Source organism: Pseudochrobactrum asaccharolyticum (genome assembly GCF_003314995.1).
Lineage (GTDB): Bacteria > Pseudomonadota > Alphaproteobacteria > Rhizobiales > Rhizobiaceae > Pseudochrobactrum > Pseudochrobactrum asaccharolyticum.
This window is the reverse complement of the sequence record NZ_QNRH01000002.1, coordinates 588,181-606,261: the sequence shown is the minus strand read 5'-3', so window position 1 is coordinate 606,261 and position 18,081 is coordinate 588,181. Positions and strand designations below refer to the sequence as shown.

Here is an 18,081-nt window from a genome sequence, read left to right as displayed (position 1 = left end):
GTGAGGCTTTCATCCTATTCGCAATCAGACTGATACAGCCTGACAATTGTGGCAATGCGACCAATTAAAAAATTCAAAGCGGCACAATGTCTGAAGATAAGTGTAAACCGCCCGAGAAGGGAAACAGCGGCAGTTCTGATAACTGCCGCTGTCTTGCTGATTACAGCGTACGCGTGATCATCTCTACGCGGAACGCTTCAATGATGTCGCCTGCGCGTACATCTTCGTAGTTTTCAAAGGCCATACCACATTCCTGACCCATCGGCACTTCGGATACTTCATCCTTGAAGCGCTTGAGCGTCTTGAGCTTGCCTTCGTGGATAACCACGTTGTCGCGGATAAGACGGACACCGGCGCCACGCTCAACTTTACCGTCAACAACACGGCAACCGGCAACTTTACCGACTTTAGTGATGTTGAAGACTTCGAGAACTTCAGCATTACCGATGAAGGTTTCACGACGTTCTGGTGGCAGAAGACCGGACATGGCTGCTTTCACATCATCAATCAGATCATAGATGATGTTGTAGTAGCGGATTTCGATACCCTGCTGCTCAGATGCATCACGTGCCTGTTTATTGGCGCGGACGTTAAAGCCGATGATGGCCGCATTGGAGGCTTCAGCCAGAGCAATATCGCTCTCGGTGATACCGCCGGCGCCCGAATGAACGATGCGTGCACGCACTTCATCGGTGCCAAGCTTGTCGAGAGAAGCGATAATTGCTTCAACCGAACCCTGTACGTCACCTTTGATAACCAGCGGGAACTCTTTGAGACCGGTGGACTGCAGATTGGACATCATCTGTTCAAGCGAGCCACGGGAACCAGCCTGACGGGCAACAGCCTTGTCACGAGCCAGACGCTGACGATATTCGGAAATTTCGCGCGCCTTTGCTTCATTGGCTACAACAGCAAAGCGGTCACCGGCCTGCGGTGTACCTGACAGGCCGAGAATTTCGACCGGCATTGCTGGTGCTGCTTCTTTAACATGGTCACCATGATCGTTGACGAGCGCACGGACACGACCCCATGCATTACCGGCAACGATGATTTCACCCGGATGCAGTGTACCCTTCTGAACCAGAACAGTTGCTACCGAACCACGACCACGATCGAGCTGGGCTTCAATAACCACACCTTCCGCAGTACGGCTAGGATCAGCTTTCAGATCAAGAATTTCAGCCTGCAACAGCACTGCTTCCAGCAGTTTGTCGAGGTTGATACGGTTTTTGGCGGATACTTCAACGTCGAGTACTTCACCACCCATGGTTTCTACAAACACATCGTGTTGCAGGAGGGCGTTGCGTACTTTCTGCGGATCAGCAGTAGGTTTGTCGATCTTGTTGATTGCAACGATGATCGGAACACCGGCAGCTTTAGCATGATTGATCGATTCAATCGTCTGCGGCATCACGCTGTCATCAGCGGCAACAACCAGAATTGCGATATCCGTTGCCTGCGCACCACGGGCACGCATCTGCGTAAAGGCGGCGTGACCAGGCGTATCAATGAAGGTGATCTTATGGCCGTTCTGTTCAACCTGATAAGCACCGATATGCTGGGTAATACCGCCGGATTCGCCGGACACCACATTGGTGCTGCGGATCGCATCGAGCAGCGATGTTTTACCGTGGTCAACGTGACCCATAATGGTCACAACCGGCGCACGGGAAGTCATTGCAGCAGGGTTATCCTCTACGTTGAAGATACCTTCTTCAACGTCGGATTCCGCAACGCGCTTAACTGTGTGGCCGAATTCTTCCGCAATCAGCTGAGCCAGATCGGAATCGATCACATCGCCCGGCTTCATCATCTGACCCTGTTTCATCAGGTATTTGATGATGTCGACGGCACGCTCAGTCATACGCTGGGCCAGTTCCTGAATGGTAATGGTTTCAGGAATGGTCACCTCACGGGAAATCTTTTCACGGACTTCCTGCATCTGCGAGCGCTTGAATTTTTCCTGACGACGACGCATGGCTGACAGGGAACGTGAACGTCCTTCGTCTTCCAGATTGCTGGTCAGTGTCAGTTTACCGCGACGACGATCTTCCTCAGCCTTGGTTGGCTTGGTCGCACGAACTTCAGGTTTAGCCGCAACATTGCGACGAACGCCTGCCGGACCGCGACGATCATCATCATCGTCTTTTTGTGGCTTACGGTTCAGAACCTGCTGAGTTGGTTTCTTATCAGCAAGCGGAGCTTCAGCATTGATATCACGTGGAGCAGGTGCGCCGCCGGTGCGGTTATAGCCACCCTGATTAGGGCGGTTCTGACCTGCAGAGCCACGGTTCTGACCACCAGCACGATCGCCGGATGGACGATCACCTGCAGGGCGCGCAGAGGCCGGACGAGCAGCAGCAACAGGTTCGCGCTTGCGTGCTTCAGCTTCGGCTTTTGCCTTGGCTTCTGCTTCAACTTTGCGGCGTGCTTCTTCTTCAGCCTGACGGCGCTCAGATTCAAGACGCTCGATTTCACGGCGCTTTTCTTCTTCCGCACGGCGAATAGCTTCGGCTTCAGCGCGTTTGCGGTCTTCCGCATCACGGATAACAGCATCCTGCAATGCGCGGCGACGTGCGTCCATTTCGGATGAGGACAAGGTATTGAGTACCATGCCGCCACGGTCATTGGAGCGGTTGCGCTGATCATTGCGGCCACCCGGGCGGGAACCCTGTGGTTTGTTAAAGCCACCACCGGCCGGACGATTGCCCGCAGGTGCGCCCGGACGTGCAGCAGCAGGCGCTGCTGGACGAGCGGAAGCGGCAGGTGCAGCCGGACGGGTTGTTGCTGCCGGAGCAGCAGGTGCTGCCGGTTTTGGCGCAACCGGTGCTTCAGCAGGTTTTGCAGCAGCCTGCGGTGCAGCTGGTGCGCTTTCTGTTTTGGCAACAGGAGCCGGAGCTACCTGTGCTGCAGGTTCTGCAACCGGAGCAGCTTTAGGTGCATCTGCAATCACTGCCGGCTTTTCTGCAACTGGTGCAGGAGCAGCCGGTGCCGGTGTTGGAGCCGGTGCAGCAGGCTGAACAGGAGCCGGAGTCGGAGCGGCTGTAGCTTCCGGTTTTTCGTCAGGACGGGTAAACTTGCGTTTTTTCGTCTCAACAACTACCGATTTGCTGCGTCCGTGGCTGAAATTTTGCCGCACAGTGCTCTGCTCGACTCCTGGCCGCTTGATGGTCAGCGTCTTTTTTGTGTCGACGCTCAGCGTCTTGTCGTCGTTTGAATTACTGTCGCTCATTCCGATTCCGTTTCCTTTGCAGCAGTGGCTGCCCGATTTTCCAAGTTCGCTGCGCTCTCGCCGCGATATTTATGCAGCTGAAGCGCCCGCGTGACGAACCCGGTTGCTGCCGTTCCTTCAATCACGGCGGCATGTATTACATTTCCGCCGCCAAATGCCAAATCCATTTCTTCCCCCGTAAAAAGGGAATAGGCTTTTATATCTGTTCCGGTTGCCATTTTTCTCGCATGACGCGCCTGATCCAGTTTCCTGATACCATCAGGAGCCGCTGTTGTCGCGTGAAGCACCATTGTAATGCGGCCTGTCCGTATTGCAGAATCAACTTTTGCCGATCCTGTCACCACGGCACCAGACTTTCTGGCCAGTGCTAGACTGCCAAGCGCGGATTTTGTCAATAGTCTGTCGACCAGAGAGCCTAAATCCTCCGGCACTGAAACCTGTGTTTTCAATGCACGGGGCAGCAGCTTGCGTTTTACCGCTTCATCAACAATATGCCGTTCAGCTTTAATCCAGCAACCGCGGCCGGGTAAATTGCGCTTCAGGTCCGGTACAACACTACCGTCGGGTGCAGCCACAAACCGGATCAAATCTACAGCCGGGCCGCTCTCGCGCGTAACAATACAGGTCCTGTCGTTTTTATCCGGTTTCAACCAGAACTCCACTTCGCTCGAAAACAGCGCCGGTGGAGAGGAACTGTTTTCTACTTTAATATAAGTGCGAGGGCAAGAAGCCCTGCAAAATGTGTGCGCAAGACAGCCGCGAACCCCTGGGTTCCGGCTGTATGCAGATTGTCGGAAACCAGACCTGTATCATAAATGCTGATACAGGCGTTATTTCCGGTAGAAAGCCGATGCGCGGACATCAAAATCCGCCCGCACAAGCGACAATTGCAAGATGCTGATTAAGCATCTGCCTGCTCTTCATCATCGGTCGAAGCCAGTTCATTGGCTGCTTCTTCCAGCTGATCTTCTGTAATCCAGCCGGCTTTCAGGCGGGCTGTAAGAACCATCTGTTCGGCATCTGCACGCGAAACTTCAAACGGTGTCAGAACACCGGCATGTGTAGTGGTTTCACCGTCTTTGCGTTCGCGCCAGCCCACGAGATCATCCACCGCATAACCGGCAAAATCATCCATGGTCTTTACGCCGTCTTCACCGATCGCAACCAGCATAGCACTGGTCAGACCAGGCAGCTCACGCAACTCGTCGGTAACACCCAGTTCCAGACGACGATTATTCAGATCGCTTTCGAGACGATCCAGATATTCTTTCGCACGATCCTGAATTTCAGCGGCAGTATCAGCATCAAAGCCTTCGATCGAGGCGATTTCGTCGCTTTCGACATAGGCAATTTCTTCAACCGAGTCGAAACCTTCGGAAGCCAGAACCTGACCAACCATTTCATCCACATTCAGCGCTTCCATGAACAGGGCAGAGCGTTCTGTGAATTCTTTCTGGCGACGCTCAGACTCTTCATGTTCAGTCATGATGTCGATGTCCCAGCCAGTCAGCTGAGAGGCAAGGCGCACGTTCTGACCACGACGGCCGATGGCCAGCGACAGCTGATCATCAGGAACAACAACTTCAATGCGTTCTGCATCTTCATCGAGAACAACTTTGGCCACTTCCGCAGGCTGCAAGGCGTTGACGATGAATGTCGCTGCATCCGGTGACCAAGGAATGATATCGATCTTTTCGCCCTGCAATTCGCCGACAACGGCCTGAACGCGGGAGCCGCGCATACCAACGCAGGCACCGACAGGATCAATGGAGCTGTCGCGGGAGATCACAGCCATTTTGGCACGTGAACCCGGATCACGGGCAACCGATTTGATTTCAATGATGCCGTCGTAAATTTCCGGCACTTCCATGGTGAAAAGTTTCGCCATGAACTGCGGATGGGTACGCGACAGGAATACCTGTGGACCACGTTGTTCGCGACGCACATCGTAAACATAAGCGCGGATACGATCGCCATAGCGGAATGCTTCACGCGGGATCAGTTCATCACGGCGAACCACGGCTTCACCGCGACCGAGATCAACAACCACGTTACCATATTCAACGCGCTTAACGGTACCGTTGATGATTTCACCCAGACGGTCTTTGAATTCGTCATACTGACGGTCACGCTCGGCTTCACGTACTTTCTGTACGATAACCTGCTTGGCGGACTGCGCAGCAATACGGCCGAAATCCATTGGCGGCAGCTGGTCAGCGAGGAAGTCGCCGATCTGTGCATCCGGATTACGTTCGCGGGCAGATTCCAATGCGATCTGTGTGGCGTAATCTTCAACAGTTTCAACAACTTCAAGAAGACGCTGCAGCTTGATTTCGCCGCTCTTCGAGTTGATGTCAGCGCGGATATTGGTTTCTAAGCCATAGCGGGAACGGGCAGCTTTCTGAATGGCATCGGCCATCGCTGCAATGACGATCTCGCGGTCAATGGATTTTTCCCGCGCAACCGCATCAGCGATCTGAAGAAGCTCTAGCCTGTTTGCACTGACTGCCATTGGTCTCTCCTTGGTGCAGCACCCGTTTTTGCTTTTGGGTGCGAAAGCTCTTTTTTGTTTTGTCGCATGAGCATGACAATCAAATGAAGCCACTTGATAATATAATGCTTAGTTGTCCGTATCGCTCTCCGGAGCACCGGCATTGCCGCCGTCCAGATTGATTTCATCACTCAGCTGATCGCCTGGAATGCGGCCTTCGCGCAGATCTTTATCTTTACGCAGCGCATCACGGATCAGATCATCGGTCAGGATCAGACGGGCATCAGCAATCAGATCAAAAGGAATAATGGTCTGTGCTTCAGCACCATAGGTGGCCTGATCAGCTTCGAGTGTGATTGATTCAGCTTCAACCTTGATGATGCGGCCACGGAATTTTTTGCGGCCTTCATGGATCAGCGAGGTCTCAAGTTTGGCAATATGACCCTGCCAGTTCGCAAAATCGGATTTGCGCACCATCGGACGGTCAATGCCGGGGGAAGAGATTTCAAGGTGATATTTGCCGTCAATCGGATCTTCCACATCGAGAACCGGTGACACTGTGCGGCTGACGATTTCACAATCTTCAACAGTCATGGTGCCGTCCGGACGCTCTGCCATAATCTGCAGTGTAAGACCGTTAAGGCCGGACAAACGAACGCGCACCAGACGGAAACCTGCAGCATTAATCGCAGGTTCGATCAGGGATGCCACTTTTGCATCAATACCCGTTTCACGGATAATGCGTGGTTCATCCTTAGTCGCATCAAGCGCTGTAATGATCTGTTCCTGTTGTGTCTGTTCGTTCACCCTGTATTCCTTAAAATACGTTTTATAGAAGGTTCGGCGGTATTTATCCGGTTTTTAGCTTTTACCAAACAAAAAAGAGCGGGACCGGCGGGACCCACTCTTGTTCTACCGACCAAGAATTTGAGGCAACTATACAGAAAAAACCTGCCTGTGACAAGTCTTGTCCTTATGCCTGTCATTTAACGTCTGATGAAGGTCAGATAGGCAGCCTGACGGCCTTCGCGGAAAGCTTTGGCTTCATAACGTGTGCCCGGCCATGCTTCATAAGGTGTGTGCCAGTCGGCTGCACTTTGTGCCTGCCATTCAAACTTACCGTGGTCATGGCAATGCTGCAGTGTCCAGTTGACATAGGTATCAATGTCGGACGCAAAGCGGAACAGTGCTCCCGGTTTCAGGACGCGTGCAAAACGGGTGAGATTTTTCTGGCTGACGAAACGACGCTTCCAGTGTTTCTTCTTCGGCCACGGATCCGGATAAAACAGATCAATACCGTCAAGTGAAGCATCCGGAAGCCAGTCCAGCACCAAAGTCGCATCGTCATCATAAAGACGCAGGTTCGGCAGCGGGTTGGCATCCTGTGCGCCCAGCATTTTCGCCATACCGTTGACGAAAGGCTCAACGCCGATAAAACCGGCTTCCGGTTTGCGGGTGGCTTCATGCACCAGATGCTCACCGCCGCCGAAACCGATTTCCATACGGACTTTCGAAACATCAGCCATAAACAATGTGCGCAGATCCTGCGGAGCAGGGCTCATGAGATCAAGTTTGAGCTGCGGCAGCAAATCTTCACGCAGAAAGCGCTGATGCGGACGCAAAGGCTTGCCGTTACGACGACCATAAAAGGCTTCCGTTGCACGTGAACCCCGTGTCTGTTGTTCAGAGGAATCTGCGGTCATGGCTTCATCCTTGAGGTCAACGTTGTGTTCAGTATCAGACATCGGGCGCGTTTCTTTATGGTTTAGATAATCGGAATGGGGAGAAAGAAGCATTTCCAGCAAGAGCGGGAACCGCTTTCAGCCGCTTTACACATAATCAGCGACGGAAAGTCTACTGATTTTTGTCATGCATTTAAAAAATCAGGGCACCATGAGAGAAACATGGTGCCCTGAAATCAAAAATATCGGAAATGAAATCAGACTTTAAGAGCGGATTTCAGTGCTTTGACCAGATCGGTTTTTTCCCATGAGAAAGAGCCGTCGCGACCGGCTTTACGGCCGAAATGGCCATAGGCTGCAGTCTTGGCATAGATCGGTTTGTTGAGATCAAGATGTTTGCGGATGCCGGTTGGTGACAAATCCATCACTTGACGCAGTGCCGTTTCTACATCGCTCTCGGCAACTTTGCCGGTGCCGTGCAGGTCAACATAGACGGAGAGCGGCTGGGCAACGCCGATCGCATAGGACAACTGAATGGTGCAGCGGTCTGCAAGACCGGCAGCAATCACATTCTTGGCCAGATAGCGTGCGGCATAGGCGGCTGAACGGTCAACCTTAGTGGTATCCTTGCCGGAGAATGCGCCGCCACCATGAGGGGCTGCACCGCCGTAAGTATCAACAATGATCTTACGTCCGGTCAGGCCGGCATCGCCATCCGGGCCGCCGATGACGAATTTACCGGTCGGATTGATGTACCAGTTGCAATTGGCTGCAACCGGCAGATCACCGAGGGCTTCACGGATGACCGGCTCAACAACCTGACGGACTTTGGCAGAATCCCAAGAAGCATCCAGATGCTGAGTCGACAGAACGATCTGGGTCACTTCTGCAGGTTTGCCGTCAGCATAGCGCACTGTGACCTGACTTTTGGCATCAGGGCCGAGCTTGCCGAAATCGCCTTCGCCTTTGTGGCGGGCAGCGGAGAGCAGCTCAAGAATTTTATGCGCGTAATAAATGGGCGCCGGCATCAGATCCGGTGTTTCGCGGCAGGCATAGCCAAACATAATGCCCTGATCGCCTGCGCCTTCTTCACCCTGACGGTCGGCAGCATTGTCAACGCCTTGCGCAATATCTGCGGATTGCGGGTGCAGCAGCACGTCAATTTTGACATTGCGCCAGTTGAAACCTTCCTGCTCATAGCCGATTTCGCGGATCGCCTTACGCGCAGCGGAACGGAAGCGGGAGGGGTTGATCTGCTTGTGGCCCTTGGCATCAAGCAGAATTTCACCGGCTTTGTCTTTTTTCAGGAATGTGTCCGGTACGCGAACTTCACCGGCAATCACCACGCGATTGGTGGTGGCAAGGGTTTCACAGGCAATACGCACTGACCACGGATCAACGCCAGTTTTGCGTGCTTCCTTATAAATCATGTCGACGATTTCATCTGAAATGCGGTCGCAAACCTTATCCGGATGACCTTCGGATACCGATTCACTGGTAAAAAGATACGAACTGCGTGACACGGGAAACCCCTCTTGAAAATCTGCGGATTATTGCGGGTTCCGCAGGAACAGTAGTTTGCAGCAACTGCACAGATTTTTCGCACAGAACCGCTGATGATTTGATCTGGCCGCTCACATACCGCTTCCGGACGCTTGGGAAAAGCCTCTTTGAAACGGATTATGTGCAAACACGCAGATAGTGATACCAGTTATAATTCGGCTGTATAATCAGCACGAAATGACGGGATATACAACTATCTGCATGTGTTTATGTGCGAATTTTGACGGTGCTTCAGGCAGATATTGTGATTTAATCTGCCTCGAAATGCTTAGTCATCGTCATTGGCGAGGGTTTTTACCAGATCGATAATTTTGCGGCGCACTTTTGGATCTGCAATTTTGGTGAAATAACGTGTTAGCTGTACGCCTTCGTTGGTGTGAAGGAAATCAACGACATAGGTTGCTTCATTCTCTTCAGCGAAACCATTATTCGGCTGACCGGACTGACCCGGCGCATTTTCAAAAAAGAACGCGACCGGTACACTTAAAATTGATGAGATTGCTTGCAGGCGGCTGGCACCGACGCGGTTGGTGCCTTTTTCATATTTCTGAATTTGTTGAAAGGTGATTCCGAGATTTTCGCCCAGTCGCTCCTGACTGAGGCCAAGCATGTTCCGTCGCAGCCTGATGCGGCTGCCCACATGAACATCAATGGGATTGGGTTTCTTCTTATTCTCGGTCATTCACAAATGCTCCTCGCTTATGCGAGCTTTCTTGATGAAAAATGCGGCGCTTAAATCAGCATATTTTTCGGAGATTTATAGGTTCATCTGAAATTTCATCAGTTTCAGATGTATAACATAACATCAAAAATATGATGTCAACCGAAACGCTGGGTACGGATACCCTGTAAACCACATGAAATTATCAGCGTGAAGAGCAGAATGAAAAAGAACTGGGTATCACCGGCGGGTTTCCCCCAGAAGGTTGCTGCCTTGGGTGGCAGGGGGGCATCAATGATTCCGATTTCATTAAGTTTCATCTGCGCACTGATTCGACCGTAGGAATCAGTAATTGCCGAAATGCCGTTATTGGCAGCGCGTAACAGGGGTAAGCCTTGCTCAACGGCACGTAATTGTGCTTGCCGGAAGTGCTGGTAAGGCCCCGGTGTGTTACCGTACCAGGCATCATTGGTAATGTTGATAATCGCATCCACGGCCTTGCCCTGATAGCCAAGTTCGGACGGAAAAATTGCTTCATAGCAAATCAGCGGCAGTAGCGTCAGTTTCGGACTGATATTCATGGAGTGACGCGCAGGAGCGGCTGTGAACCCGCCGGGCAATTCAATCACTTCCTGCATGCCTAGCGAGCGCAGCAGGCCTTCCAGCGGCAGATATTCACCAAAGGGGACAAGATGAACCTTGTCCGCGACTGTAGTAACTTGTCCCGCGGAATTGATTGCAAAAATACTGTTATAATAGGAAGAGAGCGCTTCACCTTCACCGCGCACAGCACCGGCCAGCAAAATTTGGTCAGGTTGCAAAGCTGCACCGATTGCACTTAAAGCCTCACCAACCTGCGGTAGTACATAGGGAACCGAGGTTTCTGGCCAGATAATCACATCCGGTAGAGGTTTGCCGCTGAGGGGCGTGCGGGTGCTGAGATTGAGGTGCTTATCAAAAATCTCGCGACGTAGCTGATTATCCCATTTAGCATCCTGCGGGATGGAGGCCTGTACGAGCCTGATAATTGGCGCATCGGCGGCGGGTTCACTCACAGCCTGTTGCAGGCGCCATGCGCCATAACCGGCATGAGCTACGAGCAAGACGATGGCGATTGTCAGGCCGCTGCGCCAGCCAAAGCGCTGCCATGCAGAGCCAAACAGCAAGGCAGGCATAGCAAAGATCACAACGGCCAGAATATTCATCCCGTAAAGGCCGGTAATCGTAACTGATTGCATCAGCAAAGGTGTCGGCATCAGCGCATAGCCAAGCGCATTCCATGGAAAGCCTGTGAGAATGAACGAGCGGATATATTCGCTCAAGCCCAGCATAATCGCCAGTACCAGAATGCGGATCAGGCCAGCGCCCCAGAAAATCCGTGCCATTGCGGTAGCGCAGGCGAAAAACAGCGCTAAAAATGCAGGAAGCCCGAGAATGGCGAGCGGCAATGCCCATGCGAAATTTTCCGCATCCACCAACAGCGCCATACCAATCCACCACAGCCCTGCAAGAAAATAGCCGAAACCAAACAGCCAGCCGGTGATGAAAGCCGGTCGCAGTCGTTTCCATCCGCTTGGCACACCGGTTTGCGCATCACGATCGATCAGCAATATCAGCAGCGGGAAACCGATAAATCCGGCAGGCAGGAAATCGAAAGGCGGTAAAGCCAATGTGACAACAGCACCGGCTAAAATAGTCAGCAATGCTTTACGCCAGCCGGTGAGGGAGGAAGTCAGGCGCTGGTAAAGGTTGCTCACGTTGCAGATCTCTCAATGGGAAAAGGCTTTTTATTATTTTATGAGCCGAAGATTAAGAAAAGCTGAGAGAGGAATAGAGAGATAAAAAAACACCGCCGTTTTGGGGAGGCGGTGTTTTAATAAGATACTGGAATATGAAGCTGTTTAGCTTTGGAAATAATCGCCGTTTCTTGGTGTTATGCGCACCTTATGGATGCGGCGGGAATCGGCTTCCAGCACTTCCAGCTCATAAGCGGGCAATACATCGACAATCGCACCGGTTTCCGGAATATGATCCAGCGCCGAGATCATCAGACCGCCAAGCGTATCCACATCTTCGCTGTCTTCGCCTTGCGTAAAGCCTGCGCCGATCAGTTTTTCCAGCTCTTCCAGCTCTGCACGGGCATCGACCGTGTAGGAGCCGTCCGGATTGCGGATCAGCGACAATTCTTCATCGTCATGTTCGTCTTCAATATCGCCGACAACCATTTCAACAATGTCTTCGAGCGAGACAAGGCCGTCTGTGCCGCCATATTCGTCGATCACCAGCGCCATCTGAATATGGCTCGCCTGCATGCGTGCCATCAGGCTGCTGGCCAGCATGGAAGACGGCACAAACAAAACCTTACGCATCAGGTTCAGTTCGCTGATCGGCGTGGTGAGATCAATTTTCGACAGATCATAGCGCTTGGCAGCGGCCGGCTGATCTTGTCCGTCAGGCTGTTGCCTGCTCATGCGGGTAATGTAGTTGAGAACATCGCGGATATGGATCATCCCGCGCGCATCATCGAGCGTCTCAACATAGACCGGCATACGGGAATGGCCGGAGGATTCAAACAATTCCAGCAGCTCACCGAGCGGTGTTGAATATTCAATGGCTTCAATATCCGCGCGGCTGATCATCACGTCATCAACGCGAAGTTCCCGCAGGCGCAAAATATTATTGAGCATTGCTTTTTCCTCTGCGGAAAAAGCCGTGTCACTGCCTGTTTCATCGGAAAGTGCATCCGTCAGTTCTTCACGGATCGAGCTGGTCTGGCGCGAGCGGAGAAACGGAAATAATCCGGCAAGAAGTGAGCGTTTTTCTGATCCTGTGGATCGCGCAGGACTCTGTCCCGTACTCTGTGCTTCAGGATCGTTCTGAGAAACGGTGTCGCCATTCGTAGCGCCCGTTGAGGAGTTTTGATTTATTTGATCAGCCATGGTCAATCGTTTTCATTGTCGGTCGAATGTACAGTATAAGGATCAGGTATGGCAAGAGCATGAAGAATCTCTCGTTCCAGCCCTTCCATTTCTTCGGCTTCTTCATCATCTTCGTGATCATAGCCAAGAAGATGCAGCAGGCCGTGCACAATCATGTGATGCAGGTGCTGATCAAAGCTTTTGTTTTCTTCAATTGCTTCGCGTTCAACAGTTTCGCGCGCAATAATAATATCACCGAGCATCGGTCCCGGCGCATCGCCCGGTGCAATATCAAAGGCAGGAAAAGACAGTACATTGGTGGCTTTGTCTTTGTTACGCCATTGTGCATTGATGGCTCGGATCGAGGCATCGTCGGTCAGCACAAGACTGAGTTCAGTCTCTTGCTGCGGCAGATCAAGCCGTTTCCAGACTGCATCGACACAGGATCGTGCAAGTGCTTCATAGGCTTCATTGTCGTTCCCCGAAGGGGTTTCCCAAAGAGAACTTTCAATGAGAGTATCAATTGTAATCATTTTTGTTTCGTGAACCGGTTGAACTGTTACAGCGGTTCCAGTTAAGACTGAATCGCTGTAACCACTGTAACTATTTGTTTTTACGCATTATCCATTGCCAAAACCGCTTCGCACTTTTGCTGGAAATGCTCTAAGACAACAGCCCGCCTGCAAAGAGACGGGCTGTTGTAAAATCAAGTTGTACGCTGAGAAGCTATTTAGGTTGCCGGTGGTGTATTTTCACCCTCAGCCACAATATGTTTTTGACGGCTGATTGTTCGTGCCGCACCACGCTTTTCATAGGCGCGGACAATGGCGGCAACCATCGGATGACGGACAACGTCCTTATCGTTGAAGCGTACTGTGACAATATTCTCAACGTCGCTCAGAATTTCCAGCGCTTCCACGAGGCCGGATTTCTGGCCAAGCGGCAGATCGATCTGGCTCGGATCGCCGGTTACGATCATACGTGATCCTTCACCCAAGCGGGTGAGGAACATTTTCATCTGCATGGATGTGGTATTCTGCGCTTCATCGAGAATGACCGCTGCATGTGCCAGTGTACGGCCGCGCATGAAGGCCAGAGGCGCAATTTCGATTACACCGGCAGCCAGTGCACGCTCCACTTTATCCGCAGGGATCATATCGTAAAGCGCATCATAGAGCGGACGCAGATAAGGATCGACCTTTTCTTTCATGTCGCCGGGCAGGAAGCCCAACCGTTCACCCGCTTCAACCGCCGGACGGGACAGTACAATTCTTTCCACCATGCCACGCTCCAGTAACATAGCAGCATGGGCAACAGCGAGATAGGTTTTACCGGTACCGGCAGGGCCGGTGCCGAAGACCAGTTCCGAGCGCTCCATCGCACGCATATAGGCATCCTGCGTCGGCGTGCGGGCAAAGATGGTCTTTTTGCGGGTGGATATTTGTGCAGCGGAAAGGCGGGTTTTAGCCTCCAGCGTTGGCAGGCTCATCTGATCATCACGCACCGGTGTTGCACCTGCTGCCATGCGCAGAGCGCCGTCCACATCAGATTTGCTCAAATCATGCCCTTTTTGCAAAAGCGAATAGAGGTGATCCAGTGCCATCCGCGCTTGTGCTGTGGCCGTTGCCTCACCGCGCAGGATCAGCTGATTGCCCTTGGAGCGGACATCGACGCCAAGCTTCTGCTCGATATAAGCTAGATTTTCATCAAACTGGCCGAACAGCGCACTCGCTAAGCGATTGCTGTCAAAATCGAGGACAATATGAGCCATATCGGAGGCGCCATCCTGTAAGGCGGCTGCAGAAGTGGCAGGGTTTTTCAGTTCTTTGCTAACCTGTTTGCCCGTGGTGACGTTCAACCGGCTCTCCTTGATTGCGGTTTGGCTGTAAATCTAAAAGGCGCTGATCCGCCGTGACACATCATATCTGACACGATTATGGTACAGATTAATGACACTGTCACGCAGAAAGCAAAGCCGGTAATTATATGACGTTATTAGAGCGCCGTGTGCCATGCTTGGCACACAAAGGTCGCTCTAACACTTTAAAGTTAGAGCATGATTTTACCTTAAACTGATCCAAGTTTAAGGAATTATGCTCTAACCAAGTTTTTCAGCCACAAGACTATTGGTACCGGTAGAAATCACACGCACGCGTATGATATCACCGACCTCGCCTTGCTCATTATCGATAATCACCGGAATGAGCCATGGAGAACGACCGATCATCTGTCCTTCAAAGCGCCCCGGCTTTTCGAGCAGAACATCCATTTCAGTGCCGACAAGGCTGTCTTGAAATGCATATTGCTGTTCGCTGAGCAGTGCCTGCAAACGTTGCAGACGTTCGTCTTTGACGGATTCCTCTACATGATCCGGCAGATCTGCACCCGGTGTACCCGGACGGGAGGAATATTTGAACGAATAGGCCTGTGCATAGCGCACGCTGCGTACCAGTCGCATTGTGTCTTCAAAGTCTTCATCTGTTTCACCGGGAAAACCGACAATGAAGTCGCCGGACAGTGCCATATCCGGACGCACAGCGCGGATACGCTCGATCAGGCGGATATAATCTTCGCCCTTATGTTTGCGGTTCATCGCTTTGAGAATACGATCAGAACCGGCCTGTACCGGCAGATGCAGATATGGCATCAGAATATCGAGATCGCGATGGGCATTGATCAGCGTATCATCCATATCGCGCGGATGGCTGGTAGTATAGCGCAGACGCGCAATGCCCGGAATTTCTGCCAAGCGATAGAGCAGTTCACCAAGGCCCCATTCGCGGCCGTCATCACCAGCACCATGCCAGCCGTTGACATTCTGTCCTAGCAGGGTCAGTTCACGCACACCGGCCTGAACCAGCTTGGTCGCTTCATTGACGATCTGAGCAACAGAACGGGATACTTCGGAGCCACGTGTATATGGCACCACGCAGAAGGTGCAGAATTTATCGCAGCCTTCCTGCACGGTCAGAAATGCGGAGACACCACGCTTGCGTACTTGCTCACGGCTGGCTGCAGGCAGATGTTCGAATTTGTCTTCAACTGCATATTCCGTATCGACAACCTGACGACCTTCACGCACCTGCGCCAATGCCTGTGGCAAACGGTGATAGGTCTGCGGGCCGACCACGAGATCAACGGTCGGTGAACGGCGTAAAATTTCATCGCCTTCGGCCTGCGCCACACAACCGGCAACACCAATAATCAGATCTTTGCCGTCAGCTTGGCGCTTATTCTTCATATTGCGCAGGCGACCCAGCGCGGAATAAAGTTTTTCGGAAGCCTTTTCACGGATGTGGCAGGTATTAATCAGCACCATATCCGCATCATCAGCACTGTCGGTTGTGACATAGCCTTCTGCGGCCAGACTGTCGGCCATGCGCTGACTGTCATAGACATTCATCTGACAGCCATAGGTTTTGACAAAAACCTTGCGGCTATTGGCCAGATTATTACCGGAGGCAGTGACGCTACGTTCTGCGTCAGAGGCCTGATGCTGGGAGTGGGGTGCTGTTTGATCCTTCATGAGGCGGCTTTTAACGCTTTTCGCCGGTAATGAGAAGGGGACAGATGCGCACAAACCCGCCTGAAAGCGCAGATTGGGGGGATAGCTATCTTGACAAAGGGGTCAGTCGAAAATTTCATCCGGATAAGCACCCCAGATGAGTGCTTGCTTGATCCATCCACGTGTGCCCTGAGTTTCAACTTCACACCATTGGCCTGTGCATTCACGGATATTGCCGATCACACCGGCTTCCGCTTTGGCAACAATGCGGGAGGTGTCGCTGTCACTGGAATAGAGATTGATCAGATTTTCTGATTTGCCGCGCTCCCACGGTGCAATAATGGCAGTGCGCTTGCCGGCGAGCAGAGACTGATAGACCCAGCCTTCGGTGCCATCAACATCACGGATACGGCGCCAGTTGTCATATTCCTGAATGATTTCAACAGGTAGGCCGGATCGGGTATAAAGCCATGAAACGGCATAATCACGGCCGGGGCCGACACGAATATTCACGCGGGCAGGTTTGAGACTGACAAAGCGTGGAATCGGCAACCCGCTTGGCCCCAGATTGGCTGAAGATTTGGCAATTTTATCACTGGGAGGTGCTTCTTCGCCGGAAGGGCCTTCTTCTGCGGATGAGGCCTCACCTTCGTTTGAGGTGTCTTGTGCATGTGCCGGATGCCAGCCGGATAATGACGGCAGCATAAGCAGACAAGAAAACAGGCCAACGGCCAGTAACAGGTGTAATCCTGATTTTTCTGTTTTACGCATATGCAGTTTCATTCGCAGTCCTGACCGGCTTATATTCTGGTATAGTCATTTCACCGGTTTGCAAGATTGGTCTGCAAGATCAATATGACGTTAGCAGACCTGAACCGGCGCTTTTTCTTTGTCTTTGTTCGTTTGCCTTGCTAGACAGGTGATGAACCATGACAATGCCGCACTCTGCACCTTCTTGGTTAAGGAGGTCTCAACGCGACACATCAAAGGGGTAGAAATGTCGGGCAAAAAGAAACCATTGGTCGTCATTACCCGGAAATTACCGGATCCTGTTGAAACGCGCATGCGTGAGTTGTTTGATGCGCGCCTGAATATTGATGACCATAAAATGTCGCGTGAGGAACTGGCTGCAGCCATGCGCGAGGCTGATGTGCTGGTGCCGACGATTCGCGATGTGATTGATGCGGAGCTGATTGAGCAGGCCGGTTCAAATCTGAAACTGATCGCTAATTTTGGTAATGGTGTGGACAATGTGGATGTGACCGCGGCTGCCAAGCGCGGTATCTCTGTCACCAACACCCCGAATGTTCTCACCGAAGATACTGCCGATATGGCAATGGGGCTGATTCTCTCTGTGCCGCGCCGTCTGGTGCAGGGGGCGAATGTTTTCTCCACCTCCGGCGAATGGCCGGGCTGGTCACCGACATGGATGCTGGGGCGGCGTATCTGGGGCAAACGCCTTGGTATTGTTGGCATGGGACGCATCGGCACTGCTGTTGCACGCCGCGCCAAGGCTTTCGGCCTCGCTATCCATTATCACAACCGCAAGCGGGTTCATGCGGCGGTTGAGGAAGAACTGGAAGCGACCTATTGGGACAGTCTCGATCAGATGCTGGCGCGGATGGATATTATTTCCGTCAATTGCCCTTCGACACCGGCAACGTTTCACTTGCTGTCAGCACGACGTATCGAGCTGATGCAACCCAGTGCTTATCTGGTGAACACATCCCGTGGTGAGATTGTCGATGAAAATGCGCTGATCAGTCAGATAGAACAGGGTAAGCTGGCCGGAGCCGGTCTTGATGTGTTTGAGCAGCATCCGGCGGTTGATCCGCGTCTTTTGAAGCTGGCTTCAGAAGGCAAAGTGGTAATGCTGCCGCATATGGGCTCGGCCACGCTGGAAGGGCGTATTGATATGGGCGATAAAGTGATCGTCAATATCCGCGCTTTCTGGGATGGTCACCGCACACCGGACCGCGTATTGCCGCCAAAGGTTTAATTCATGATCCTTCGCCGTTGCGGATCGTTG

Annotated in this window: 14 protein-coding genes; 1 reads left to right on the top strand and 13 read right to left on the bottom strand. The window is 52.3% G+C overall.

Annotated elements, in window-relative coordinates; all coding sequences use genetic code 11:
• Positions 1–160 precede the first annotated feature (160 nt).
• The 13 genes from infB to DFR47_RS07185 form a co-directional block, all read right to left on the bottom strand.
• Positions 161–3,232, bottom strand: a complete 3,072-nt coding sequence (gene infB / locus DFR47_RS07245) for a translation initiation factor IF-2 (protein ID WP_113943693.1) — start codon at positions 3,230–3,232, stop codon at positions 161–163.
• Entirely contained in the window at positions 3,229–3,882 is a 654-nt protein-coding gene (locus DFR47_RS07240; RefSeq protein ID WP_113943982.1) for an RNA-binding protein, read from the bottom strand. Before DFR47_RS07240 ends, infB begins: the two co-directional genes overlap by 4 nt.
• Positions 3,883–4,133: 251 nt before the next feature.
• The gene (gene nusA, locus DFR47_RS07235) at positions 4,134–5,744 is read right to left on the bottom strand and encodes a transcription termination factor NusA (RefSeq protein WP_113943692.1); all 1,611 of its coding nucleotides are present in this window, start codon (positions 5,742–5,744) and stop codon (positions 4,134–4,136) included.
• A gap of 108 nt (positions 5,745–5,852) precedes the next feature.
• On the bottom strand, positions 5,853–6,503 hold the full coding sequence (gene rimP, locus DFR47_RS07230; protein ID WP_374788349.1) for a ribosome maturation factor RimP: 651 nt from the start codon (positions 6,501–6,503) through the stop codon (positions 5,853–5,855).
• A 206-nt stretch (positions 6,504–6,709) separates the two neighbouring features.
• Positions 6,710–7,426, bottom strand: coding sequence for a tRNA (guanine(46)-N(7))-methyltransferase TrmB (trmB, locus tag DFR47_RS07225; protein WP_113943981.1), 717 nt, complete (start codon positions 7,424–7,426; stop codon positions 6,710–6,712).
• A gap of 236 nt (positions 7,427–7,662) precedes the next feature.
• The gene (gene metK / locus DFR47_RS07220; RefSeq protein ID WP_113943690.1) at positions 7,663–8,928 is read right to left on the bottom strand and encodes a methionine adenosyltransferase; all 1,266 of its coding nucleotides are present in this window, start codon (positions 8,926–8,928) and stop codon (positions 7,663–7,665) included.
• A 308-nt stretch (positions 8,929–9,236) separates the two neighbouring features.
• Positions 9,237–9,650, bottom strand: coding sequence for a helix-turn-helix domain-containing protein (locus tag DFR47_RS07215; protein WP_113943689.1), 414 nt, complete (start codon positions 9,648–9,650; stop codon positions 9,237–9,239).
• 137 nt (positions 9,651–9,787) lie between these two features.
• Positions 9,788–11,386, bottom strand: coding sequence for an apolipoprotein N-acyltransferase (gene lnt / locus DFR47_RS07210; protein ID WP_113943688.1), 1,599 nt, complete (start codon positions 11,384–11,386; stop codon positions 9,788–9,790).
• 144 nt (positions 11,387–11,530) lie between these two features.
• Complete coding sequence (locus tag DFR47_RS07205) at positions 11,531–12,568, bottom strand: hemolysin family protein (RefSeq protein WP_113943687.1); 1,038 nt, start codon at positions 12,566–12,568, stop codon at positions 11,531–11,533.
• A 2-nt stretch (positions 12,569–12,570) separates the two neighbouring features.
• Positions 12,571–13,080 carry an rRNA maturation RNase YbeY gene (gene ybeY, locus DFR47_RS07200; RefSeq protein ID WP_113943686.1) on the bottom strand — a complete coding sequence of 170 codons (510 nt, stop codon included), beginning with the start codon at positions 13,078–13,080 and terminating at the stop codon, positions 12,571–12,573.
• Between the two features lie 197 nt (positions 13,081–13,277).
• The gene (locus DFR47_RS07195; RefSeq protein WP_113943980.1) at positions 13,278–14,318 is read right to left on the bottom strand and encodes a PhoH family protein; all 1,041 of its coding nucleotides are present in this window, start codon (positions 14,316–14,318) and stop codon (positions 13,278–13,280) included.
• 327 nt (positions 14,319–14,645) lie between these two features.
• Positions 14,646–15,950, bottom strand: coding sequence for a tRNA (N6-isopentenyl adenosine(37)-C2)-methylthiotransferase MiaB (gene miaB, locus DFR47_RS07190; RefSeq protein ID WP_245416501.1), 1,305 nt, complete (start codon positions 15,948–15,950; stop codon positions 14,646–14,648).
• A gap of 225 nt (positions 15,951–16,175) precedes the next feature.
• Positions 16,176–16,835: an SH3 domain-containing protein gene (locus tag DFR47_RS07185; RefSeq protein WP_342633958.1), complete on the bottom strand. Its 660-nt coding sequence runs from the start codon at positions 16,833–16,835 to the stop codon at positions 16,176–16,178.
• Between the two features lie 214 nt (positions 16,836–17,049).
• On the opposite strand from DFR47_RS07185, the gene DFR47_RS07180 reads away from it, so the two are divergent.
• The gene (locus DFR47_RS07180; RefSeq protein WP_113943684.1) at positions 17,050–18,051 is read left to right on the top strand and encodes a 2-hydroxyacid dehydrogenase; all 1,002 of its coding nucleotides are present in this window, start codon (positions 17,050–17,052) and stop codon (positions 18,049–18,051) included.
• Positions 18,052–18,081 lie beyond the last annotated feature (30 nt).